This window comes from Nonomuraea sp. NPDC003707 (assembly GCF_053587055.1).
This window is the reverse complement of the sequence record NZ_JBSFNK010000022.1, coordinates 1-23,572: the sequence shown is the minus strand read 5'-3', so window position 1 is coordinate 23,572 and position 23,572 is coordinate 1. Positions and strand designations below refer to the sequence as shown.

General features: G+C 69.5%; 21 protein-coding genes and 1 pseudogene. 12 read left to right on the top strand and 10 right to left on the bottom strand.

Features of this window, described 5'->3' with window-relative positions; all coding sequences use genetic code 11:
* Window positions 1–31 precede the first annotated feature (31 nt).
* The 3 genes from ACWDRB_RS41805 to ACWDRB_RS41795 all read left to right on the top strand — a co-directional run bounded on the left by ACWDRB_RS41805 (window position 32) and on the right by ACWDRB_RS41795 (window position 1,621).
* A complete protein-coding gene (locus tag ACWDRB_RS41805; protein ID WP_449903516.1) occupies window positions 32–292 on the top strand; it encodes a type II toxin-antitoxin system VapB family antitoxin in 261 nt (86 codons plus the stop codon).
* The gene (locus ACWDRB_RS41800; protein WP_449903514.1) at window positions 289–681 is read left to right on the top strand and encodes a type II toxin-antitoxin system VapC family toxin; all 393 of its coding nucleotides are present in this window, start codon (window positions 289–291) and stop codon (window positions 679–681) included. Before ACWDRB_RS41805 ends, ACWDRB_RS41800 begins: the two co-directional genes overlap by 4 nt.
* 187 nt (window positions 682–868) lie before the next feature.
* On the top strand, window positions 869–1,621 hold the full coding sequence (locus tag ACWDRB_RS41795) for an SDR family NAD(P)-dependent oxidoreductase (protein ID WP_355201026.1): 753 nt from the start codon (window positions 869–871) through the stop codon (window positions 1,619–1,621).
* 11 nt (window positions 1,622–1,632) lie between these two features.
* On the opposite strand, the gene ACWDRB_RS41790 is transcribed toward ACWDRB_RS41795, so the two are convergent.
* The 4 genes from ACWDRB_RS41790 to ACWDRB_RS41775 all read right to left on the bottom strand — a co-directional run bounded on the left by ACWDRB_RS41790 (window position 1,633) and on the right by ACWDRB_RS41775 (window position 5,849).
* Window positions 1,633–3,219 (bottom strand): FAD-dependent oxidoreductase, encoded by a 1,587-nt coding sequence (locus ACWDRB_RS41790; RefSeq protein WP_449903512.1) that lies wholly within the window; start codon window positions 3,217–3,219, stop codon window positions 1,633–1,635.
* A gap of 214 nt (window positions 3,220–3,433) precedes the next feature.
* Window positions 3,434–4,189: a class I SAM-dependent methyltransferase gene (locus ACWDRB_RS41785; RefSeq protein ID WP_449903510.1), complete on the bottom strand. Its 756-nt coding sequence runs from the start codon at window positions 4,187–4,189 to the stop codon at window positions 3,434–3,436.
* A 14-nt stretch (window positions 4,190–4,203) separates the two neighbouring features.
* Window positions 4,204–4,830 carry a sulfotransferase family protein gene (locus tag ACWDRB_RS41780; RefSeq protein ID WP_449903508.1) on the bottom strand — a complete coding sequence of 209 codons (627 nt, stop codon included), beginning with the start codon at window positions 4,828–4,830 and terminating at the stop codon, window positions 4,204–4,206.
* Between the two features lie 11 nt (window positions 4,831–4,841).
* Window positions 4,842–5,849 carry a cytochrome P450 gene (locus tag ACWDRB_RS41775; RefSeq protein ID WP_449903505.1) on the bottom strand — a complete coding sequence of 336 codons (1,008 nt, stop codon included), beginning with the start codon at window positions 5,847–5,849 and terminating at the stop codon, window positions 4,842–4,844.
* Window positions 5,850–6,676: 827 nt separating this feature from the next.
* Here ACWDRB_RS41775 and ACWDRB_RS41770 point away from each other — a divergent pair.
* The 4 genes from ACWDRB_RS41770 to ACWDRB_RS41755 are packed head-to-tail and all read left to right on the top strand — an operon-like array spanning window position 6,677 to window position 12,270.
* Window positions 6,677–7,654, top strand: a complete 978-nt coding sequence (locus ACWDRB_RS41770; RefSeq protein ID WP_449903816.1) for an ABC transporter permease — start codon at window positions 6,677–6,679, stop codon at window positions 7,652–7,654.
* 1 nt (window position 7,655) lies between these two features.
* Complete coding sequence (locus ACWDRB_RS41765; protein WP_364255241.1) at window positions 7,656–8,495, top strand: ABC transporter permease; 840 nt, start codon at window positions 7,656–7,658, stop codon at window positions 8,493–8,495.
* On the top strand, window positions 8,492–10,561 hold the full coding sequence (locus tag ACWDRB_RS41760) for an ABC transporter ATP-binding protein (RefSeq protein WP_449903503.1): 2,070 nt from the start codon (window positions 8,492–8,494) through the stop codon (window positions 10,559–10,561). The genes ACWDRB_RS41765 and ACWDRB_RS41760 overlap by 4 nt, the downstream gene beginning before the upstream one ends.
* Entirely contained in the window at window positions 10,558–12,270 is a 1,713-nt protein-coding gene (locus ACWDRB_RS41755) for an ABC transporter family substrate-binding protein (RefSeq protein ID WP_449903500.1), read from the top strand. The genes ACWDRB_RS41760 and ACWDRB_RS41755 overlap by 4 nt, the downstream gene beginning before the upstream one ends.
* On the opposite strand, the gene ACWDRB_RS41750 is transcribed toward ACWDRB_RS41755, so the two are convergent.
* The gene (locus tag ACWDRB_RS41750; protein WP_449903497.1) at window positions 12,237–13,145 is read right to left on the bottom strand and encodes an NAD(P)H-binding protein; all 909 of its coding nucleotides are present in this window, start codon (window positions 13,143–13,145) and stop codon (window positions 12,237–12,239) included. The genes ACWDRB_RS41755 and ACWDRB_RS41750 overlap by 34 nt on opposite strands.
* Window positions 13,142–14,191, bottom strand: coding sequence for a saccharopine dehydrogenase NADP-binding domain-containing protein (locus ACWDRB_RS41745; RefSeq protein ID WP_449903495.1), 1,050 nt, complete (start codon window positions 14,189–14,191; stop codon window positions 13,142–13,144). The genes ACWDRB_RS41750 and ACWDRB_RS41745 overlap by 4 nt, the downstream gene beginning before the upstream one ends.
* Window positions 14,192–14,275: 84 nt before the next feature.
* Here ACWDRB_RS41745 and ACWDRB_RS41740 point away from each other — a divergent pair, with 84 nt between their 5' ends.
* Window positions 14,276–14,926 carry a TetR/AcrR family transcriptional regulator gene (locus ACWDRB_RS41740; protein WP_449903492.1) on the top strand — a complete coding sequence of 217 codons (651 nt, stop codon included), beginning with the start codon at window positions 14,276–14,278 and terminating at the stop codon, window positions 14,924–14,926.
* Here the strand turns inward: ACWDRB_RS41740 and ACWDRB_RS41735 are convergent, their stop codons facing one another.
* The gene (locus ACWDRB_RS41735) at window positions 14,927–15,352 is read right to left on the bottom strand and encodes a peptidase inhibitor family I36 protein (RefSeq protein WP_357744110.1); all 426 of its coding nucleotides are present in this window, start codon (window positions 15,350–15,352) and stop codon (window positions 14,927–14,929) included. It lies immediately after the preceding gene.
* A 345-nt stretch (window positions 15,353–15,697) separates the two neighbouring features.
* On the opposite strand from ACWDRB_RS41735, the pseudogene ACWDRB_RS41730 reads away from it, so the two are divergent.
* Window positions 15,698–16,902: pseudogene (locus tag ACWDRB_RS41730) on the top strand (RNA-guided endonuclease InsQ/TnpB family protein); the annotation flags it as partial.
* Between the two features lie 6 nt (window positions 16,903–16,908).
* Here the strand turns inward: ACWDRB_RS41730 and ACWDRB_RS41725 are convergent.
* Together ACWDRB_RS41725 and ACWDRB_RS41720 are read right to left on the bottom strand one after the other, a co-directional pair.
* Window positions 16,909–17,934, bottom strand: coding sequence for a pectate lyase family protein (locus ACWDRB_RS41725; RefSeq protein ID WP_449903490.1), 1,026 nt, complete (start codon window positions 17,932–17,934; stop codon window positions 16,909–16,911).
* 102 nt (window positions 17,935–18,036) lie between these two features.
* Window positions 18,037–18,615: a TetR/AcrR family transcriptional regulator gene (locus ACWDRB_RS41720; protein ID WP_449903813.1), complete on the bottom strand. Its 579-nt coding sequence runs from the start codon at window positions 18,613–18,615 to the stop codon at window positions 18,037–18,039.
* A gap of 109 nt (window positions 18,616–18,724) precedes the next feature.
* On the opposite strand from ACWDRB_RS41720, the gene ACWDRB_RS41715 reads away from it, so the two are divergent.
* Both ACWDRB_RS41715 and ACWDRB_RS41710 read left to right on the top strand, forming a co-directional pair.
* Complete coding sequence (locus tag ACWDRB_RS41715) at window positions 18,725–19,132, top strand: nuclear transport factor 2 family protein (protein WP_449903488.1); 408 nt, start codon at window positions 18,725–18,727, stop codon at window positions 19,130–19,132.
* A gap of 123 nt (window positions 19,133–19,255) precedes the next feature.
* The gene (locus tag ACWDRB_RS41710; RefSeq protein WP_449903486.1) at window positions 19,256–21,235 is read left to right on the top strand and encodes a glycoside hydrolase family 3 protein; all 1,980 of its coding nucleotides are present in this window, start codon (window positions 19,256–19,258) and stop codon (window positions 21,233–21,235) included.
* A 432-nt stretch (window positions 21,236–21,667) separates the two neighbouring features.
* Here ACWDRB_RS41710 and ACWDRB_RS41705 read toward each other — a convergent pair whose 3' ends face one another.
* Window positions 21,668–22,189, bottom strand: a complete 522-nt coding sequence (locus ACWDRB_RS41705) for a snapalysin family zinc-dependent metalloprotease (protein WP_449903483.1) — start codon at window positions 22,187–22,189, stop codon at window positions 21,668–21,670.
* 163 nt (window positions 22,190–22,352) lie between these two features.
* Between ACWDRB_RS41705 and ACWDRB_RS41700 the strand changes: the two genes are divergently transcribed.
* Window positions 22,353–23,572 (top strand): ABC transporter ATP-binding protein (locus tag ACWDRB_RS41700; RefSeq protein WP_449903480.1); only part of this gene is annotated, 1,220 nt, incomplete at its 3' end.

The window sequence follows — 23,572 nt, the reverse complement described above, 5'->3', positions numbered from 1 at the left end:
TGTGTAAGGACAGGGTAGAAAGGGAGGGGTTGTGAGCCTGAACATCAAAAATCCTGAGGCCGAGCGGTTGGCAGCGGAGATCAGCGCGCTGACGGGAGAGAGCAAGACCGCTGCTGTCATCTCCGCCCTGCGTGAGCAGCGTGAGCGCCTGCTCGCCATGCGCCTGGAGGAGGAAGACGCCACGATGGCGGAAGACCTACGTGCGCTCGCCGCGAAGATCCGTTCGAGATTGGGTGATGCGGATCTGTCCACTGACTTCCTGTATGACTCCGAGACGGGTCTACCCGCGTGATCATTGACACCAGCGCGATCGTCGCGATCCTCAAGGGCGAGCCGGATGCGGCCGCCTTTATCGAAGCCATCCGAGACACCGCGTTGCGCCGCATGTCGGCCGGGACATATCTGGAGGTGACCGCCGTGGTCGAGCGTACGCGCGATCCGGCCGCTTCCCGGCTCCTGGACGATTTCCTGAGCAGGATGAAGGTCGAAATCATGCCTGTCACAGTGCAGCAGGCACGCATCGCCCGCCGGGCTTACTGGGACTATGGCAGGGGGAGTGGGCACAAGGCTGGGCTGAATTACGGCGACTGCTTCTCCTACGCGCTGGCAAGAGATTGTCATGAGCCACTGCTCTTCAAGGGCGACGACTTCGTTCACACCGACGTCACACCGGTGCTGTGACGACTACGTGCTCCACGCCGCCGCCCTGACATACTCTCGCGTACGACCTACGGAGTATGGACCGCGCCCCTGGCGCACGCCCGCGGTCGCAGCGGGAAACGCCCCTCGCGCCTGATGTACCGAGCTCCCTGCACAGGGCAACGTTGACTCGCAAGGGAACCCGCGAGTTGGCGAGGGAGTGGAAGTCATGATGTATCCGGATCTGCAGGGCAAGGTAGCGCTGGTCACCGGCGGCTCCGGGGGGATCGGGCGGGAGACCGCCCGGGTGCTGGCCGAGCAGGGCATGCGGGTCGTCGTGAACGGGCGCGACCCCGCCGCGATCGAGGCGGCCGTGAAGAGCATCGGCGGCGGGGCGCTCGGCGTCGCCGCCGACACCACCGACTTCGCCGCCGTCGAGGAGATGCGGGTGGAGGTCGAGCGCAGGATCGGACCCGTGGACGTACTGGCGATCTTCGCGGGTGGCGGGACCGGGATCCCGCGGCCGATCGACCAGACGAGCGAGGAGGACTGGCACGCCACCATGCACGCCAACCTCACCTCGACGTTCCTGGTGATCAAGGGCTTCCTGCCGCGCATGAGAGAGCGGCGCAGCGGGTCCATCATCACGATGTCGTCGCTGGCGGCCCGCACCGCGACCTCCGCCTCCGTGGCGTACACGGTGGCCAAGGCCGGGATCATCGCGCTGACCAGGCAACTGGCGCACGAGCTCGGCCCCACCGGCATCCGGGTCAACTCGATCGCGCCTTCGACGATCATGACGGACCGGCTGGCGGAGCGCATGCCGCAGGAGTATCAGGAGCGCATGCTGGCCGAGCACCCGCTCGGGCGGCTCGGCACCCCGCTCGACGTCGCGAACGTGACGGCCTTCCTCGCCTCCGACGCCTCGTCCTGGCTCACCGGGCTCACGATCGACGTCGCGGGCGGCAAGTGGATGCCGTGACTATGCCGTGCCTATGTCGGGGGCGGCGCGGACAGGATGACGGCGAGCGCGGCGAGCAGTTCCGCCGTGGGGTCCGCGGCCGGTCCCGGGCTGCGCCAGGCCACGAACCCGTCCGGCCGCACCAGCACCGCCCCTCTCGGCCCGAGGCCGTGCCGAGCCGCCGCGCCGTCGGTCTCCAGCCGCCGGGCGGTCACCGGCATGGGCAGCTTGCTCGCCGCCGTCACCCAGTCCTGGCCGTCGTGGCCGGTCAGCAGGACGAAACGGTCACCGTACAGGTCGATGGTGGATCGCTCGCCGGAGCCGGCGAGCGGGAGGTGGGGAGCCCTGGTGCCGGGCTCTCCGCACAGGCCGGAGACCTCCACCGGCGCGGTCACCCCGCTCGCGCCGCCGATCACCGCCGTCGACCGGTAGCGGTGCCCCATCATCACGGTCGAGCGGTCCACCGGCACCTCATCGGTCGCGGGTAGCCGTTCCAGGCGGGACCGGTAGCGCGCGAGCGCCTGCCGCAGGGCGAACTCCGCGACCGGGCGGCGCTCGTCCGCGTACGTGTCGAGCAGCCGCTCCCCGGCGTGACCATGGACGACGGCGGCCAGCTTCCAGGCCAGGTTGTGCGCGTCCTCCACGCCCACGACACCGCCGAATCCCCCGGTCGGCGGCATCAGGTGCGCCGCGTCGCCGATCAGGAACACCCGCCCCTTCCGGTAGGCGGCCGCCACGGCCGCGCCGACCTCGAAGCGCAGGACGGTCCTGGCGGTGCCGGGTATCTGCGGCCGGAGCGTCACCCGTGCCTCCGGCAGGCCGGCGGCGGCGCGTACCAGCTCGACGCATTCGTCCTCGTCCGGCTCGGCGCCGTCCGGATCGTCCGTGGTGCCGAAGACCCAGCGCTGACCGGTCCGGTCCAGCGCCATCAGGTACGTCCGCGGCCGGGGCCGTTCGAGGAAGGCCATGTGCACGGTACGGCCGGCCAGCGCGGGACGGAGGTCGGCCTCGACCATGAGCGTCAGCAGGCGGAAGAAGTCGACCGGCCCATCCATCGGGATGCCGAGCCCGTCCCGGATCGAGCTGCGCCCGCCGTCGGCCGCGACGACATATCGGGCCAGGAGCCGATGCCCGGTGCCGTCGAGATCGCGCAGGTGCGCCTCCACCCCGTCCTCGTGCTGGGTGAGGCCGCGCACCTCGGTGCCGAACCGGATCCGCGCGCCGAACTCGCGCGCCCGGGTCCGCAGCAGATCCTCCACCCGGTTCTGATCGATGGGGGTGCCCGAGCAGGGGCTGAAGGCGGCGGTTCGCGCGGCGTCGTCCTGCTGGTCCACGGGGAGGTGCCGGGCGCCGGCCAGCGTCTCCGCGCGGACGGCCACGTATTCCGCGGAGCTCGCGAAATCCACCCGGTTCTCCCGGATCCGGGACTCCAGACCGACCTGCCGGTAGATCTCCATGAGGCGGGGGACCAGGCTGCGCTGCCTGGGGTGGCTCAGCAGGTCGGGGTGGCGCTCGACGAGCGTGCACCGTACGCCGTGCCGGGCCAGGAACAGCGCGCAGGACAGCCCGGTCAGGCCGCCCCCGACGACCAGCACCTCGGTGTCGTGGGACTGGAGCATCGGATGACCTCCCGTTCGTGTCGTTGCCCGGGCCAGGCCGTGGCCTGATCGCGCAGGATCAGGCCACGGTGTGAGTGATCAGTACCAGTACCGCATGGCGCACCTCCTTGACTCGCCGCTGCCGTCCGCCGAGGTCCGGCGGACGGTTCCGAGGCCCGAACGGCGCCCGGCAACCTGGCAGGTGGCCGCGGGACGTCCACGGTGGGCCTCGAGCTCAGAGCCGGGCGATCAGCGTGCCCTTGTCGTCGAGCGGGGTCACCTCGTCGGCGACGGCCGAGCCGCCCACGGCGGTCAGGCCGGCCGCGCGCAGGTCGGCGAGCACGTCGGCGGGCCGATGGAGGTGGTAGGCGCATTCCACGGTCTCGGTGGCCACCAGGGTGTCGCGGTGGTAGGTGCGGTAGACGCGCCGCACCCCGGCCAGGTCGGGGCCGAGCGGCCGGACGGCCGACGACAGGGTGTAGCGGCACTCTCCCTGGTGCGCGCCGCGCGTCTCACGCTCGGGATGGTCGGGTACGGCCTCGTCCGTCAGCATGTCCATGGCCAGCACGCCACCCGGCGCGAGGTGCTCGGCCAGGCCGGCGAAGAGCGGCCGGCGCGCCTGCGGCGGCACGTCCTGCAGCACGGCGGCCAGGTAGACGTAGTCGAAGCGCCGGTCGAGAGGGAAGTCCGGCGCGGCGCCGGCCAGCACGGTCACCCGGTCCCGCAGGTCCGGCCGCGCGGCCAGCTTGGTCATGAGCACCGCCCGCATCCCGGGGGAGGGCTCCAGGCAGTGCACGCTCGCCGCGCGCCCGGCCACCGCCAGGGTCATCCGGCCGGTACCCGGGCCGATCTCCAGCGCGTGCCCGCCGGGCGGGGCCAGGTCGGCGAAGAAGGAGACCAGCGCGGCCGATCGCGGGCCCACGTGCAGGTGGTCCCAATGCGCTGCCACCACTCCGTACGGGTCGGCGGTGGATGAAACGGTGAGCGCCACTTACCTGTCCTCTTTCATCGTGGCGGGAGCACCCCGGCCTGCTCGGCGCGGCGCAGATAGTCGCCAGTGGTGTTCGCCACGGGGAAGGGCCGGTCCGGCACGTCGACTCCCAGGGCCGCGCAGAGCGGCTCCCAGCCATGCGACGGCTCGACCTCGACGAGCCGTCCGGGCGGCACTGCCGCGCGAACCTCGTCCAGATGGGCCCGGTAGACGTCCATGGCGTGGTCGCGGTCCTCGAACCGCCCGGAGAACGTCCCCTGCCAGACGATCTTCTCGATGACCTGATCCCGGACGGCCGTCTCCTGGCCGGCGGGCCTGGTGCGGTACAGGGTGCGGCTCATGCTGGCGTACCACGAAGCCGGATCCCGCACGATCAGCAGGACCTTCGCCTCGGGAAAGGCGGCGGCCAGCTCCCGCCAGTAGAATGCCGCCGGCCAGGCGATCGTCGAGGTGAAACCATTGAGCAGCCGTTTCCAGTCGGGTTTTCCGCCGTCGGCGACGCGGAGCCATTCCCGGGCATGCGCGGGGGCGGCGAAAAGCTCTTTCATGTAATGGCAGGGGCCGAATCCGAGGGTCTCCAGCGCTAATCGGACCGAAGAGGTCCCGGTCCGCCCGAACGACGCTCCGACGACCTTCAGCACGTAAACCTCCTTCACCGAAGGGCAACGTCGAAACGCTCAATGCTGCGGGCGGTCAGGTTCGGGAAATACGTCGGCGCGCCGAGCGCCCTGATGCCCGGATAATTCTCGGCGAGAACGCGGAGCACCACCCGGGTGAAGATGGCTGTAAAGGGGGAGCCGAGGCAGGACTTCGGGCCCCGGCCGAAGCCGAGATGCGGATTGGGATGCCGGTCCAGCCGCATCGTGTCCGGGTCGGGGAACCGCGCGGGGTCCCGGTTCGCCGCGCCCAGGAACAGCGTGACGGCCTGCCCCGCGCGCACCGTGGTCCCGCCCACCTCGGTGTCGCGCACGCACGCGCGGGCGACCGCCTGGATCGGGGAGGCGAAGCGGACCAGCTCGTCCACCGCGCGTGCGGTGTCGGCCTCGCCGAACCGCTCCAGCTCGCCGGCCCGCCGGTGCAGCAGGGCGATCGCCACCAGCCCGAGCAGCTTGCTGCCGGAGCTGTAGCCGCTGAACAGCAGCCCCCGCACGGTGTTGGCGACGATGTCCGGGTCCACGCCGCTGCCGGCCGCCCGCCGCGCGATGGCGCCGACGACGCCGGAGGGCGGCGGATCGGCGAGCCAGCCCTCGACCAGCACGGCCAGCTCTTCCTGCGCGGCCATTACGGGCCGCGCCCGCTCAGGCCACAGCCCGGCGTCCATCCCCGCGACGATGTCCCGGGCGGCCCGGCTGGCCCAGGCCGGATCCGGCATCGGCACGCCCAGATACGCGGAGGTCGTCGACAACGCCAGCGGTTCGGCGAATTCCGTGAGGAACTCGAACGACGGGCGGCGCGCGAGACCGGCCAGCAGCTCGGTCGTGTGCTGCGCGATCATCTGCTCCAGGGCCGGGTGGTCCTGCTCGCGCAGCGCCTCCATGAAGAACCGGCGGACCACGGTGTGCTCCGGCGGGTCCAGGGTCAGCATGTTGATCGCCCGCGGCGGCATCGTCTCACCGACGCGGCGCCAGTCGGCGGCGAAGTTCGCGCTGTCCTTCAGCACGGAGACGCAATCGTCGTACCGGCTGAAAATCCATGAGTTAAGTCGGTCGTAGAAAAAGGCGGGTCGTTCCCGGCGGAGGATTTCGTACCAGGGATAGGGGTCGGCAAGGAGTTCGGGAGAGGCGAGGGAGATAACGGGGTCGTGGTCAACAATTTCCGACAAGAGGCCCCTCTAACCGGCTGTCCAGCCTAATCAGACTCAAGCTCTCTAGAGAGATGATCCCTCGCGACCGGGGTGCTGTAAAGGGCGTCAACTCGACACAGCACTGCGAATTCTCTCGGTGAGTAAACCGGTGCCCACGGTGACCTTTTCCGGTGTCCCGGGCCGGTTTTTCGCGGGCCGTGGGACGGTGGTGCCCCCTCGCTGACCGGGTGCGACATGCCTCGTACGGGCCTCCGTCGGTGGGGTGCCGGCGGCGGAGGGCCGGGGGAGCACCCGAGTGGGGGTGCGGGGGGTGCCGTCAAGGTGCTGTCCGAACTCACTTGACGATGAGATCAACGTGAAGTGGATCACTTTGCGTAGTCGCCAATTTATGTCCGGGTTTCGTGACACAACCCCCCGGATGGATCCCGAAAAATCCGCCTAAATTGGGACGTTTCCGCAGGTCAGATGGGGTGTGGTAAGCGATCGTTCCGGTCATGTCGATCTATTGCGAGTGACCTTACCGTTATGTCGGACGGTTTCTGACTGTTACATCTTTGCTTATATTCTGCGCGTTGATCGCCATCTCGTGGCAAGTGGTTTTTGCACCGCGAGACGGGTTTTCGTTGCGGGGACGCCACTCCGGCCCGGACGTGCGCGCCCCCCGTCAGCGCGAACGGAGAGTAATGGGCAAGTACCTGCTTCGCAGGTTGGCAATAAATGTGGTCTTGGTCGCCATCGCGGCGAGTCTCGCGTACATGCTCGCGGCCACCACCATGAACCCGCGAGCCGCGTATCAGGCCCGCCAACCTCCCATCGCCGAGTCGGTGATCGACTCCACGCTGGACGCCTACAACATGAACGACAAGGTCCCGGTGCTCGTGCGGTACGGGACCTGGGCGAAGGGCGTCATCACAGGCGACTTCGGCAAGACCTGGAACGGTGGCTCGGTCAATGACGAGATGGGCCGCCGGATCTTCGTCAGCCTCCGGCTGCTGCTCATCGGCACGCTGGTGGGCTTCGCCGTGGGGGTGGCGTTGGGTGCGATCTCGGCGGTGAAGCAGTACAAGTTCAGCGACCGGTTAATAGGCGTCAGCTCTTTCGTGATCATGGCGATTCCGGTGTTCGTGCTGGCCACGGTGCTGGCCATCGCGACGTACAGCCTCAACGACGGGCTCGGGTTCACGCTGATCGAGTACACCGGCGAGTACAACCCGAAGCTGGCGGGCTGGGACCTGTTCCTCAACCGGCTGAATCACCTGATCCTCCCCACGATCTCGCTCAGCCTTGGCTCGGTCGCCTTCTACAGCCGCATCCAGCGCAACATGATGCTCGACGTGCTGGGTCAGGACTTCGTCCGCACGGCGATGGCCAAGGGCCTGCGGCGCAGGACCGCGCTCACCAAGCACGCGCTGCGCACCGCGCTGATCCCCTCCGCCACGTACTTCGCCTTCGCGTTCGGCACGATGTTCACCGGTGCCACGTTCACCGAGAAGATCTTCGCTTGGCACGGCATGGGCGCCTGGCTGGTCGAGTCGGTCAACTCGAACGACGTCAACTCCGTCGCCGCGGTGACCTTCTTCACCGCCGTGTGCGTCCTGTTCGCCGCGTTCCTGTCCGACGTGCTGGTCGCGGCCCTCGATCCTCGGGTGCGGGTGAGCTGAGATGCGTTCGAAAGTCGTCCTGCGGCGCCTGTTCCGCAACAAGCAGGCGCGTTACGGCATCGTCGCCCTGTTTGCGCTGGTCCTGCTGGCGTACGTCGGCCCCTACTTCGGCTCGTACGACTGGACGGACAAGGACTTCATGGCCTTCCTGTCGGCTCCCGATGCCGACCACTGGTGGGGGACCACCTCGATCGGCCAGGACATGTACGCGGTCACGCTGCGGGGCATGCAGAAGTCGATCATCATCGGCCTGCTGGTGGCGCTGATCGCCACCGGACTGGCCGCGGTCGTGGGCGCGTTCGCCGGATATTTCGGCGGCTGGGCCGATCGGCTGCTCATGTGGTGGGTTGACCTGCTGCTGGTTCTCCCGAGCTTCCTGATCATCGCGATCGTCTCGCCGAGGCTGAAGGACGCCACCTGGCTGTGGTTCGTGGTGCTGCTCGCCGCGTTCTCCTGGATGATCACCTCCCGGGTGGTGCGGAGCATGACGCTCGCGCTCCGCGAGCGGGAGTACGTCCTGGCCGCCGTCTACATGGGCATCCCGCGCTGGAAGATCATCTTCCGGCACATCGTCCCCAACCTGTCCTCCTTGCTGATCATCGACGCCACGCTCAACGTCAGTGGCGCGATCATCGGCGAGGCGGCGCTGTCCTTCTTCGGCTTCGGCATCCAGCCGCCGGACGTCTCGCTCGGCACGTTGATCGCGGAGGGCTCGCGCAACGCCACCGGTTATCCATGGCTGTTCGTCTTCCCGGCCGGCCTGCTGGTGGCCATGGTGCTCGCCGTGAACCTGATCGGCGACGGCCTGCGTGACGCACTCGACCCGGGGAGCAACTCGTGAGCATCTTGGAGGTCAAGGACCTCACCGTCACCTTCCCCGGTGGCATCGAGGCCGTGCGCGGCGTCAGCTACGAGGTCGAGCGAGGGGAGGTGCTCGGCATCGTCGGCGAGTCCGGCTCCGGCAAGTCCGTGACCTCGCTCGCGGTCATGGGCCTGCTGCCGCGCAACGCCGCGGTCAGCGGCTCGGTCAAGCTGCACGACCGCGAGCTGCTCGGCATGGACGAGGACGAGCTGATCAAGGTACGCGGCAAGGCGATCAGCATGATCTTCCAGGATCCGCTGTCGGCGTTCACGCCCGTCTACACGATCGGCGACCAGATCGCCGAGGCCGTGCGCGTCCACCAGAAGATGGGCAAGGACAAGGCCGCCAAGCGGGCCGTCGAGCTGCTCGACCTGGTCGGCATCCCGAACCCGAACCTGCGGGCCAAGGCGTTCCCGCACGAGTTCTCGGGCGGCATGCGGCAGCGCGCGATGATCGCCATGGCCATCGCCAACGACCCCGATCTGCTGATCTGCGACGAGCCGACGACCGCGCTCGACGTGACCATCCAGGCGCAGGTGCTGGAGGTGCTCAAGACCGCGCAGCGGGAGACGGGCGCCGGCATCGTGATGATCACCCATGACCTGGGCGTCATCGCGGGCATGGCCGACCGGGTGCTGGTCATGTACGCGGGCAAGCCGGTCGAGCAGGGGCCGGTGGACGACATCTACTACCGGCCGCGCATGCCGTACACGATGGGTCTGCTCGCCTCGATCCCCAGGATCGACGGCGAGGAGGGGCCGCTCGTGCCCATCGAGGGCAACCCGCCCTCGCCGTCGGCGCTGCCGCCGGGCTGCCCCTTCGCGCCGCGCTGCCCGATGAAGGTGGACATGTGCGACGACGAGGAGCCGCCGCTGACCCCCTTCGGCGGCGGTCGCCACGTGGCGTGCATCCGCTCGCACGAGATCGAGCACAAGGGCCTGACCGGGGCCGACGTGTTCCCCGTGCCGGTCATCCCGCCGAGTGACGTGGTACGGGTGCCGCGCGCCGAGCGCGCCACGGTGCTCGAACTCGACGACATGATCAAGCACTACCCGCTGATGAAGGGCGCGGTCTTCAAGCGCCGCGTCGGCACCGTGTTCGCGGTGGACGGCATCAGCTTCGACATCGCCGAGGGCGAGACGCTGGCCCTGGTCGGCGAGTCCGGCTGCGGCAAGACCACCACGCTCCAGCAGATCATGCAGCTCCAGCCGCCGCAGGGCGGGCGGGTCGTGGTGCTCGGCAGGGACAGCGCCAAGATCGACTCCGGGGCGCGCAAGGCGCTCAGGCGCGACCTGCAGATCGTCTTCCAGGACCCGATGGCCGCCCTGGACCCGCGCATGCCGGTCAGCGCCATCATCGCCGAGCCGCTGCGCGCGCACGGCCGGAAGAACGTGGACGCCCGGGTCGCCGAGCTGCTGCAACTGGTCGGGCTGTCGCCGGAGCACGCCGATCGCTATCCGCAGCAGTTCTCCGGCGGCCAGCGCCAGCGCATCGGCATCGCCCGTGCGCTCGCGCTGGAGCCGAAACTGCTGGTGCTGGACGAGCCGGTGTCGGCGCTCGACGTCTCCATCCAGGCGGGTGTGATCAACCTGCTGGAGGAGCTGAAGAACAGACTGGGGCTGTCGTACCTGTTCGTGGCCCACGACCTGGCGGTGGTCAGGCACCTGGCCGACCGGGTCGCTGTCATGTACCTCGGCAGGATCGCCGAGATCGGCACGGTCGAGAACGTCTACGACCATCCAGCCCACCCCTACACGCAGGCGCTGCTGTCGGCGATCCCGCTGCCGGACCCCGAAATGGAGCGAACCCGGAAGCGGATCCTGCTCGAAGGCGACCTGCCCAGCCCGGCCGACCCGCCATCGGGATGCCGGTTCCGTACTCGCTGCCCCAAGTTCGCCCTGCTCAGCGAGGCGGAGCGACGGCGGTGTGTGGACGAAGAGCCCTCGGTTGCTCGGCTCGCGAACGCCGTTGACCACGGCGCCGCCTGCCACTACGCGGAGGAGATCGAGGTCATCACGGCCTCGGACGATCAGGAGGAAAAGTGAAGGTTCGTTACCGTGCGGCTGCGGGCATCGCGGTCCTGGCCATGGCCGTCGCGGCCTGTGGCGGAGGTGGCGGTGCAGCCAAGAAGCCGAGTGCCGAGCAGTCGCAGCAGGCTCAGCAGCAGATGGCGGAGACCCCGTCGATCAGCATCAACCCGGTCGCCTACGACCAGGTCAAGGACGGCGGCACGCTGACCCTCCCCATCGGGCAGTGGCCCAGCCAGTGGAACATCAACCACGTCGACGGCAACCAGGCCGACACCGCGGACATGCTCGACCCGATCATGCCGCAGCTGATGTTGTCCGACGACAAGGCCAACTTCACGCCGAACCCTGACTACGTGACCGACGTGAAGAGCGACACGTCCTCGGGCAAGCAGGTCGTGACCTACACGCTCAACGACAAGGCCAACTGGTCGGACGGCACGCCGATCACGTGGAAGGACCTCGAGGCCGCGTGGAAGATCAACAACGGCAAGGACAAGAAGTACAAGCCGGCTTCCACGGACGGCTGGGACAAGATCGAGTCGGTCACCAAGGGTGACTCCGACAAGGTCGCCGTCATCACCTTCGCCAAGCCGTACCTGGAGTGGCAGGGTCTGTTCAACCGGGGCACCAACCACCTTCTCCCCGCCGCGCACATGATCGACGCGGACAAGTACGAGAACGACTACAAGCAGAAGATCCCGGTCACCGCGGGCCCCTTCAAGGTGGAGAAGATCGACGAGGGCACCAAGACGCTCACCCTCGTGCGTGACGACAAGTGGTGGGGCAAGAAGGCCAAGCTCGACAAGCTCATCTTCCGGACGATCGGCGACCCCGCCGCCGCGGTGAACGCCTTCGCCAACGGCGAGCTCGACGCCACGGACATCGCGGCCGGCGCCCCCGCCGACCTGAAGCGCGCCAAGGAAGTCCCCAACTCGGACATCCGCAAGGCGCTCAGCCCCAACTGGCGGCACATCACGGTCAACAACCAGAGCGCGCTCCTGAAGGACAAGTCCGTCCGCCAGGCCGTCGCGTACGCGATCAACCGTGACGTGATCACGCAGTCGGACCTGAAGGACATGGACTGGCCGCTGCAGACGCTCGGCAACCACGTCTTCATGAACAACCACAAGGCCTACGTCGACAACTCCGGCGACATCGGCAAGTACAACCTGGACAAGGCCAAGCAGCTGCTGGACGCGGCCGGCTGGAAGCAGGAAGGCGACTACCGGAAGAAGGACGGCAAGGAGTTCGACCTGAGCTTCGTCATCCCGGCGGACACCCCCGTCGCGAAGACGGAGGGCGAGCTCACGCAGGCCATGCTCAAGGAGGCCGGGATCAAGATCACGGTCCGCCCGGTCCCCCTTGACAAGTTCTTCACCGACTACATCATCAAGGGCGACTTCGACCTGGTGCCGTTCACGTGGATCGGCACGCCGCTGCCGCTCGGCGGCCTGCCGCAGATCTACAAGACCGGCTCCGAGAGCAACTTCCCCAAGAGCAACGACCCGGAGCTCGACAAGGCCATCGAGGCCGTGGGGAACGAGACGGACCAGACCAAGGCCTACGAACTGGCGAACGCCGCCGACAAGATGATCTGGGACCTGGTGCACACCATCCCGCTGTACCAGCGTCCGGAGATCTGGGCGACGAAGAAGACGCTCGCCAACTTCGGCGCTCGCGGCTACAAGTACTACGACTGGTCGGCGGTCGGCTTCACCGGCTGATCCCCGCCCGCACGGAACCCCCGGCCGCTCCTCGGCCGGGGGTTTCCCCATTCGTCCAGAGTCATGGGCGGGCGGCCGCCGTAGCGCTCGATGCTCTCGGTGACCCGGTAGAGCGGGTGGTCGCCGGAGCCGATGAGGCGGAAGATCGCCCACAGGTGCGTCAGATGCTCGACCGTGTACGGGTCGCCGTAGACGCCCGGCGCCCGCGCCTCCCACTCCTCGGGCGGCAGATCGGCGTACGAGAGCCCGAGCGCGTCCGCCGCCTCGCCGATCGTCGCCATCTGCCCCGTCACCAGGCACACCGGGTCGGCGGGTCCGGGGTCGAGCAGCAGCCCGGCGGCGACCCTGGCCACGTCCTCGCCCGCGACCAGCGGGATCCGCGTGTCGCGCGGCCCCAGCGGGAGCGCCAGCGTGCCGCCCGAGGCGGCGACGGCCAGGTTCTCGAAGAAGACCGCGGCCCGCAGGTGCACCGCGCCCACCCCGGCCCAGTCGAACACCTGCTCCGCCACCCAGTGCCGGCGCATGCGCGGCGTCAGGGCACCGGGGGACGCGTCGAGCTGCGACACCTCGACGACGCGCGCCACCCCCTCCTCCCTGGCCGCGGCGGCGAACACGCCGGTCGCGTCCAGCAGCCCCGCCGTCACCGGATAGGTGAAGAACGCCCTGCTGATCCCGCGCATGGCGGGCCGCACCGACGTGATCTCCCTGAGGTCGCCCACCACCACCTCGGCCCCGAGCTTGCGCAGCTCCTCGGCCCGGTGGTCGTCGGAGTGCACGAAGGCGCGCACCGGCTCGCCGCGCTCCAGCAGCAGGTTCGTGACGTGCCGGCCGGTCGAGCCCTGCGGTCCGCCGGCCGCGCCCGTGACCAGGATCATCGCTCCTCCTCCTTGTCCGGCTTCTTCGGCAGGGTGAGGGTGAACAGGCCGAGCCGCTCCAGGTCGCGCAGGAACGGCTCCGCCGGGAACGCCTCGGCCGGGCCGTACACGCCGGGGCTCCCCGGGTCCGCGGCCAGGCGGACGGCGGCCTCCACCGAGGTCAGCGCGCTCATGCGCCACAGGTCGCGCCCGCTGACCTGCCCGGCCCTGCCGCCGTCTGCCGTGATCACCTGCGCGGCGACCGTGAACGCGGAGCCCGCCCGCGTGTCGGCGTCCGCGTCCTCGCTGCTGAACACCTGCTCCTCCTGGAACGTGTCCGCCGTGAGCTGCGCCTCGACAATTCGCGCGCGTACGTGCCTGGGGACCGTGACGACCTCGGAGAACGGGACGGGGGCGATCATCGTGCGCGGGCCGAGCGGCGGCGGGAACGGGAACACGGCGTTGCGCGGCTCGACATAGCCGACGTGCTGCTCGCCGTCGGCGTAGGTGATGCGCCGCGTGTCGGCGAACAGCAGCTCGGCGGTCTGCTTCGCCCCCGTGGTCAGCCGCCAGCCGGACACCGCGTAGGCGGCTATCACCCGTTCGACGTCCGTCAGGCCGTCGGCCACGGCGGCGGCGAGCAGATCGCCCGTCCCGCCGTAGAAGCTCATCGCCGTGACCATGGTGATGCCCGCTCTCCTCGCGGGCTCCCGCATCGTGTCGAACATCCACTTCGTGTGGTGCTGCTCCAGGGCGTGGTCCACGTAGTGGCAGCCGCCCTCGGCCGCCGCCGTGGCGACGGGCTTGCCGGTGTGCGTGAACGGGCCCGCGCAGTGGATCAGCACGGTCGCCTGCTCCGCGAGCGCGCGTAACGCGGCGGGGTCGTCCAGCGGGGCCTGGTGCACGGGCACCCCGCCGAGCTCGTCGGACAGGGCCTTGAGCGCTCCGTCGTCGCGACCGGCCAGGATGACCTCCTTGCCGCGGGCGCTGAGCTCCGCCGCGACCAGCCGCCCGGTGTGGCCGGTGGCGCCGTAGACGGCGATGCGCGGTGGGGACGAGGGGGACACGACTCACCTCCATGTTTCATACTGGCGGTACGTAACTGTTCTTCGAAGTTACGTACCGCGAGTATGTAAGTCAATGGGAGCACGATGATCCGCCGTACCCAGGCTGAGCGTTCGGACGAGACGACGGGGCGGCTGGTGCGGGCCGCGCGGGAGCTGTTCGGGGCCCATGGTTACGCGCTCACGTCGATCGATGCGGTGGCCGCCGAGGCCGGGGTGACCAAGGGTGCGGCCTACCACCACTTCAACGGAAAAGTCGCGCTATTTCGGGCGGCGTTCGTGGGGGAGCAGGAGGAGGTCGCCGCCGCGCTGGAGCGGGCGGCCCTGTCGGAGCCCGACCCCTGGGCGGCGCTGCGGCGCGGCTGCCGCACCTTCCTCGAGCGCTGCCTCGACCCGGGATTCCGGCAGATCGTCCTTCTTGACGCGCCGTCGGTGCTGGGGTGGGAGACGGTCCGCGAGATCGAGTACGCCCACACGCTACGGGTCCTGCTCGCCGGCCTCCACCTGGCCGCGGCAGCCGAACAGCCCCCCAACAGCGACGCGGCGAACGGGCGTGAGGCCGACGGCGACACGGCGGTTGGGTGTGCGGCCGACGGCGGCCTCTCCATGCGTGCGCAGCTCGTCTTCGGTGCGTTGTGCGAAGGCGGCATGCTGCTGGCCCGCTCCGCCGACCCGGCGGCCGACCTGCCGCGGCTCGCCGCGGAGGCCGACCGCTTTCTGGCGGCGCTGAGGCCGTGATCAGCCGTGCGAGTCGGCCTGTGCCGCCTTGACGGTCGCCCCCTCAGGGGGGAAGCACGACGGGCCGTTCGGGCCGTCGAAACGGACGGAGTTGAAGAAGTCGCGGAACGGGGTGTAGAAGTTGCCCTTCCCGCCGGCACTGGTCACGGCCGAGCAACCGCCGTAGTTCGCCTCCGAGTAGAGGTGGATGGTCGATCCCGTGCGGTTCCAGTCGGACTTGGCGCGGTCGGCCATGTTGAGGGCGGCCAGGTCGGGGGTGTTGCTCTGGATCTGGACGATGTCGCCGGTGCCGTCCAGGCCGGAGAACAGGCAGTAGTAGTTGGTGGGGCAACGGTCATAGCCGTCGGCCGCCTGCGCGGGAACGGCCGTCAGTGCCAGGGCCGCGGCGGCGATCGGTAATGCCAGAATGTGAAGCTTCTTGCCCAACGTTCCTCCATGGGTGAAACTTTCTTTCGGATCGAACATACAGGGCGGGATCTTGTCAGGAAAGGGGGTTGAGCAACGCCGCCGCAGCCCTCATGACGCCCGGTGCAGCCGCCGGGCCGCGTCCGTGCTGAGGTAGTGCCCACATCGCCGTTGTGCTTGTACCGCCGAGGCGCCCCTCCCGCCGCCGGGCTCGGTGCGCGGTCGGTACGTCCTCGTTCCGCCGCCTGGCTCGAGGCTGTCGCCGTCAGCGGTGTAATCGGGCAGGGCAAGGAGGGGAAGGGGAATGGCGTGGCGGGATCGAACGTGTGCACGATGCGTGACTGATCGTGTACTAGAATGTGAACCGTGGCGCAGACCGTGAAGCGGGCCTACCGATACCGCTTCTACCCGACCCCCGAGCAGGCTGAAGAGCTCGCCCGGACGTTCGGCTGCGTCCGCCTCGTCTACAACAAGGCACTGGAGGAGCGCACCCGCGCCTACACCGTCGAAGGGCGTCGCGTCTCCTACGTGGAGTCGTCGGCGGCCCTGACCGCGTGGAAAAGCAGCGGCGAATACGACTTCCTCTCGCAGGTCTCCTCCGTCCCGTTGCAGCAGGCGCTTCGCCACCTCCAGGCCGCGTTCGCGAACTTCTTCGCCAAGCGGGCCAAATACCCGACGTTCAAATCGCGCAAGAAGTCGCGGGCCTCGGCCGAGTACACCCGCTCGGCCTTCCGCTGGCGCAACGGCCGGTTGACGCTGGCGAAAATGGACGCGCCGCTCGACATTCGCTGGTCGCGTCCGCTGCCGGAGGGCGCCGATCCGTCCACGGTCACCGTCTCCCGGGACGCGGCGGGCCGGTGGTTCGTCTCCCTGCTCGTGGAAGAGACGATCAATCCTCTCGCGCCAGTGGAGCAGGCGGTGGGGGTGGATGCCGGCATCACCGCCCTGGCCACGCTCTCCACCGGAGAGAAGATCGTCAATCCCCGCCACGAACGCCGCGACCGGCGCAAGCTGGCCAGGGCCCAGCGGGCGCTCGCCCGCAAGGCCAAGGGGAGCGCGAACCGGGCCAAGGCCCGGCTCAAGGTCGCCCGCATCCATGCCAGGATCGCCGACCGCCGCCGGGATTTCCTGCACAAGCTCACCACTCGACTCGTCCGCGAGAACCAAACGGTCGTGATCGAGGACCTCACAGTCCGCAACATGGTCAAGAACGGCAAGCTCACCCGTGCTATCTCCGACGCCTCATGGCGGGAACTCCGCTCGATGCTGGAGGACAAGGCCGCCTGGTATGGGCGGGCCGTGGTCGCAGTGGACCGCTGGTTCCCCTCCTCGAGACTGTGCTCGGCGTGCGGGAGCGTGCAAGACGAGATGCCGCTGAACGTCCGGGAATGGGCCTGCGCTTGTGGCGCGATCCACGACCGGGACGTCAACGCGGCCCGCAACCTCTTGGCCGCCGGGCTGGCGGACAAGTAAAACGCCTGTGGAGCTGGTGCAAGACCTCAACGAGAGTCCTCTCGGGCGGGCGACCGGCGGTGAAACAGGAACTTCCACGGGTGACCGTGGGAACTCCCCTTCGTCTACGAGGAGGAGGAAGTCAAGATCTGGATGTTGGACCGCGGCGGGTGAATCTTGCCGTAGCCCGCCCCGGCCCGGACCGCCGCCGGGACGTTCTGCGGCGGGTCGACCGTGTAGCCGTAGTACGTGCCCGGCTCGACGACGGATCCGGCGGTCTCGGGCGTGCCGGAGTTGACGAAGACGTTGTTGCGCTGGACGGCCCGGCCGGGGCCGCTGTCGCCGTATCCGCTCGCCGAGTAGAGCGGGTGCGCCACGTTCTCGAAGTAGTTGCCCTCGACGACGGCCCCGGCGTTCTCGGTGGAGGCCACCCCGTACAGCTCGTTGCCCAGGAAGTAGTTGTTGTAGACGTGCACCGGCTCCCCGAACCTGATGCGCGGGTGCCGCTGGCGGCTGTGGTCGAAGAAGTTGTGGTGGATGGTCACCTTGAGGTGGCCGACGTCCGTGCCGGCGGCGCCGTCGGAGTGGCTGATCAGCATGGACTTGTCGGAATGGTCGAAGTGGTTCCAGGAGACGGTGACGTAGTCGGCGCCCCTGACGATGTCCACGGACCCGTCCACCGCGCCGGAGAACGTGTTGTGGTCGATCCAGATGTGATGGGACTGCTGGCCGATGTTGACCGCGTCGTCCTCGGCGTTCGTGAAGCGGAGGTTGCGCACGATCACGTTGTACGAGCGGTAGAAGTCCAGCCCGCCGCCGGTGATGTGGCCGGTGGCGCCGACGCCGACGATGGTCTTGTTGGGTCGCACCCCCTGCTTGCTGGTGATCGAGATCGTGCCCGACACCTGGATGACCAGGGGTTCGAGGCTGTCGATGTACTCGAGGAACTGCGCGGCGTTCGTGGCGGTGACGGTCCTGCCGCCGGCGCCGCCGGTGGTGCCGTTCTGGCCGAGGGCGTTGACGGCCGCGAAACCGGTCGGTCCGTCGGCGGCGACCGCCTGCGCGGGAACGGCCCGCATCGACGGTAGGGCGATCGCGGCCGCCACGAGGACGGCCGTCCAGCGTGGGGCGCGTAACGAGGTGAAGGGCATAGTGCTCTCCGTCTGCCGGGTGCCTCCAAGGGTCGTCGGAAAGCGCTTTCCTTCGGATATTATCTGCACAGTCTCACAGGCGGTAAAGCCGCGATGAAAGTTTCACGCCGCCCCCATTGCCCGGAGGCCGTGGATGAACAGCTCCAGGTGGCGCCGGGCCAGCGCGTGCTTGGCCTCGTCCGTGAGCGGCCCGGGGAGGGGGCGGGAGATCCGTACGAGCATGGTCGTGATGTCCATGAACGTGACGCCCTCCGGCAGCGTGCCCGCCGCGTGGGCGTCGGAGATCATCCGGCGTATGGTGCGGGCGGACTCCTCGCGCACGGGTGCCAGCAGCGGGTCGTTCGCCGGGTCCACCGCGTCGAGCAGGGCCGGGAGCACGGCCGAGACGCGTAGTTCGAGCGCCGCGCGCAGGTAGCGCGCCAGCGCCTCGAACGGGTCGCGCTCCTCCTCGGCCGCCGCCCTGGCCGCGGCGGCCGTCCTGGTCAGGGCGTCGAGCGCGACCGCGCGGAGCAGGGCGTCGCGGTCGGGGAAGCGGCGGTAGAGCGTGGCGCTGCCGACCCCGGCGCGCCGGGCGATGTCGTCGAGCGGGACGTCGGGGCCGCGTTCGGCGACCATGTCGCGGGCGGCGAGCAGGATCTGCTCCAGGTTGCGCCGCGCGTCGGCCCGCATGGGCTTGGTCATCACACTCACCAGCATATGGGGGAAAACTCCCCGGTTGGGGTTGTGCCGGTCGCCGGTATCTGCCAGATTTAACTGGGGGTATTCTCCCCGGTTAAGAGAGGGGCAGATCATGAGCAGTCAGGAGCAGGTGCTCGACCTCGTCCACCGCTGGGCGCGGGCCGAGTTCGACGGTGACGCGGACGCCTTCGACGACCTCCTCGGCGACGACTTCGCCGGAATCGGTCCTGTGGGGTTCAAGCTGGACAAACGGCAGTGGGCGGGCCGGCACCGGGGCGACCTGAAGAACCACCACTTCGAGATCCTCGACCCGCAGGTGCGCCTCCACGGCGACACCGCGATCGTGGGCGGTGTGCAGGAGCAGCGGACTTCGGTCAGAGGGCACGAGGTCAACGACTCGTTCCGGCTGACCCTGGTCGCGGTCAAGCAGGGCGAGCGCTGGGTGATCGCCAACATCCAGCTCAGCGGCCCGCTCCAGGACCCGTCCGCGCCGCCGCCGTTCGCCCGTAAGCAGGGGTGAAACTTTCACCTCGTTTGCGCTGCTGGGGGTTGTGGGTGCGGGCTGGGCCCTGGGCGGCGGCACCGGCGTGTTCTAGAGTCATGGGAGCGCTCCCACATGCGGCCCACAACCTCTGGACGTGCCATGAGCAGCAGACAGTGGGCGATCAGGGCGGCCGTGCCGCTGCTCGTCGCCGCCGGACTGGTCGTTCCCCGGGCGTCCGCCGTGTCCTGGTATGGGGCCGCCCCCTACCAGGACCCGAGCCTTCCGGTGCCCACCCGGGTGGCCGACCTCATGTCCAGGATGACGCTGGACGAGAAGCTCGGCCAGATGACCCAGGCCGAACGCGGCTCGGTCGGCAACTCCGACGTCACCACGTACCGGCTCGGCTCGGTGCTGTCGGGCGGCGGCTCCGCGCCGTCGCCCAACACGGCCGCGTCCTGGGCGGACATGTACGACGGATACCAGAACGCGGCCCTGGCCACGCCGCTCCGCATCCCCATCCTCTACGGGGCGGACGCCGTGCACGGCCACAACAACGTCGCCGGCGCCACGATCTTCCCGCACAACATCGGCCTCGGCGCCACCCGGGACCCCGCCCTCGTCGAGCGCATCGGCCGGGCGGTGGCCGAGGAGGTGTCGGGCACCGGCGTCGACTGGGACTTCGCCCCCTGCCTGTGCGTGGCGCGCAACGACCGGTGGGGCCGCACGTACGAGTCGTTCGGCGAGACGCCGGAGCTGCCCTCGTCCATGGCCACGATCGTGACGGGCCTTCAGGGAGCCACGCTGAACGGCCCCGCGTCCGTGCTCGCCACCGCCAAGCACTACGTCGGCGACGGCGGCACCACGGGCGGCGTGGACCAGGGCGACACCCAGCTGTCCGAGGCCGACCTGCGGGCGATCCACCTGCCGCCGTTCAGGGCCGCGGTGGAGCGCGGGGTCGGCTCGGTGATGATCTCGTTCAGCAGCTGGAACGGCGCCAGGCTGCACGGACAGCAGTACCTGATCACCACGGTGCTCAAGGGCGAGCTGGGCTTCTCCGGGTTCGTGGTCTCCGACTGGAACGGCATCGACCAGATCGACGGCGCCCCCGGCACGTCCGCGCTCGACGTGCGCACCGCGGTGAACGCGGGCATCGACATGGTGATGGTCCCCACGTCCTGGCGCCAGTTCATCGACCTGCTGCGGGCCGAGGTCCAGGCCGGCCGGGTGACCACGGCCAGGGTCGATGACGCGGTACGGCGCATCCTCACCAAGAAGTTCGAGCTCGGGCTGTTCGAGAAGCCGCTGACGGACCGCTCGTACACCTCGACCGTGGGCAGCGCCGCGCACCGCGCGCTGGCCCGCGAGGCGGTCGCCAAGTCGCAGGTCGTGCTGAAGAACACCGGCAACGTGCTGCCGCTCGCCCGCAGCGGCAAGATCTTCGTGGCGGGCCGGAGCGCGGACAACATCGGCTACCAGAGCGGCGGCTGGACGATCTCCTGGCAGGGCTCGTCCGGCAACATCACCCCCGGCACCACCATCCTGCAGGGCATCAGGAACAGCGCGGGCTCCGGCACGACCGTCACCTACAGCCAGGACGGCACCGGCATCGACTCCTCCTACCGCGTCGCCGTCGCGGTGGTCGGCGAGCCGCCGTACGCCGAGGGCCAGGGCGACCGGCCCGGCAGCCTGGGCCTGGACGCCGTGGACCTCAACACCATCGCGAACTTGCGCGCGTCCGGCGTCCCGGTCGTCGTGGTGCTGGTCTCGGGCCGCCCCCTCGACGTCGCCTCCCAGCTGTCCGGCTGGAACGCGCTGGTCGCCGCCTGGTTGCCGGGCACCGAGGGGCAGGGCGTGGCGGACGTGCTGTTCGGGACCGTCCAGCCGACCGGCAAGCTGCCGGTGACCTGGATGAGCAGCGCGTCCCAGCAGCCGATCAACTCCGGGGACGGGAAGACGCCGCTGTTCCCGTACGGGTTCGGGCTGACGTACGGGCAGGGGGACTCCACCCCGCCCACCGCGCCCGGCACGCCCGCGGCCTCCGCGGTCACCTCCTCGTCCGCGACCCTGACCTGGGCCGCCGCCGGCGACGACGTGGGGCTTGGAACTTGTTCGTTGAGGAAGGCATTCCCGGGTACATGAGGTCGCTTGGGCGAGTGTTTGCGTTGACATTCTGAAACGGCGCGTGTACGTTGCGTGTGCGATCTGGCACGGCTGGTGCGGTGTCGGCATTCGGGGCCTCCGTTCCACCGGAGCGATGGGCCGGGGCCTCCCCGGCTGCCTCTGGCCGCGTCGGTGTGGCCAGGTCGCCAGGGAGCCTGCCGCTCTGGATCGGACCGCACGCGGGACGTGCGGCGCCGCCCAGGGTTGTACGTGGGGGACCAGTGCGCCCAAGACCGTTCGGGGCGTGCCGCTGCGCGGGACTCACTCCCGCTCGGTGTCGAGGAACGGTGACCGGGTACGACGTGGTGCGCGTACAGGGCTCGATGGGGACGACGGCTACAACCGCCTGCCGTCCGGCTACGCCTGCGGGTGACGGAAGGGCCGCCCGGCCCCTCCGCCGCCCGGTGACGGTCAGCGGTCGACGTGCAGCCGGTCGAACTCGACCGCCGGCGCGCTTCCGGCGAAGTTGCGGTCGACCTCGGCCCGCTCGGCGGCGCTGGGGTTCGCGTTGGTGCAGCTCACGGGCGCGCTCGACCCCGACATCAGGTCGGAGCACAGCCCGGTGCGCCGGTCGGGCAGGCCCAGGATGTGGCCGATCTCGTGGGTGGAGATGCGCAGCGGGTTGTAGCCCTGTGTGGTGGCCTGCCTGCCGATCCAGACCGTGCCGCGGCCCAGGCTGGTGGGCAGCGCGCGCGGCCAGCCGTTGTCGGCGTACACGACGAAGTCGGCGGGCGTTCCCTGGACGAGCCGGACGTTGACGACGCTGGAGTTCCAGAGCTGGGCCGCCTGGTTCACCACGGACACGAACTCGGCCGCCCTGCTCGCGTCGTACCTGACGACCCTGACCAGGGCCGCGGCCTGCGCGGGCGCGGTGACGAGCAGGAACGTGAGGCCGAGTAAGAGGGAGAGCGCGAGACGAAGGGGTCTGGGCACGGAGCCTCCTCCGGGAGTTGGGGGTGCCGCCACGGTATGCACGCACTCCGGCTCCGGGAGAGGTACCAGATTGCCCCTATCGCGGTGATATGGCGTGCGGGCCCTGGCCATCGCGGAGAACAGCCGAATGAAAACTGTCAGTGGTCGAACGCATACTCAGAGCATGCAGGATGAGCCTCTCGAACTCGGCGAGATCGCCACCCCCACCTGGAATGTTCACAACGACAAGATGGCGGAGGTCGGTTTCCTGACCATCGCCAGGCGGCTGCCGTCGCTCGTGGCACAGGCGATGCGCATGGCCTGGGGCGCGAGCCCGCGCGACACCCTGGCCACGATCACGCTCAACCTCCTCGGCGGCGTCTTCACGGCCTTCGGCCTGCTGGCGACCACCGGCGTCCTCAGCGCCCTCTTCAGCGAGGGCCCCACCCCCGATCGTGTGCTGGCCGCGCTGCCCAGCCTCGCCCTGGTCGGCGGCGCGGCCGTGCTGCGCACGACCGTTCAGGCGGGCGCGGGCTGGGCGGAGTCCCGCCTGACCCCGCAGATCACCCGGCTGACGGAGGAGCGCCTGTTCGGGCTGACCAGCCGGGTGGAGCTCGTGGCCTACGACGACCCGGAGTTCCACGACGCCCTCGAACGCGCCAGGGCGCGGGGCGCGGGCGTGGCCGACTGGGTGGTGTCGTCGGCCATCGACGTGGTCACGGCCGCGGTCGGCATCGCGGCCGCGGCCGGCGTGCTCGGCCTGCTCCACCCGGTGCTCCTGCCGCTGCTGCTGCTCGCCGTCCTGCCCGACGCCTGGGCGGCGGTCCGCAGCGCGCGCATGCGCTACGCGACCATGTACGGCCTGATCCCGGCCCGCCGCCGCAAGTGGATCATCGCGGAGCTGCTGGCCGAGCGCGAGGCCGCGGCCGAGGTGCGCTCGTTCACCATGCGCGGCTTCCTGCTGCGCATGTACGACGCGGTGGCCAGGGCCGAGCAGGACGTCCTGCTCAAGCTCGCCCGGCGCCAGACCTTCGCCCGCCTGGTCGGCGAGGCCCTCGGCGGCCTCGGCACCGCTCTGGTCTACGTCGCCCTCGGCGTGCTCCTGGCGGTGGCCGCGATCCCGCTGGCGGTGGCGGGCACCGCGGTCCTGGCGATCAGATCGGGCCAGAGCTCGCTGAGCAGTTTCCTGTACGCCACCAACAGCCTCTACGAGCAGGGCCTCTACTTCACCGACTTCCTGGAGTTCTGCGAGGACGCCGAGCGCCGCCTGACCGGCCCCCGCCCGGCCGCGGCCCCGATCGGCTTCGACCGCATCACGGCCACGGACATCACCTTCACCTACCCCGGCGCCGAGGCGCCCGCCCTGCGCGAGGTCTCGATCGAGATCAAACGCGGCGAGGTCAT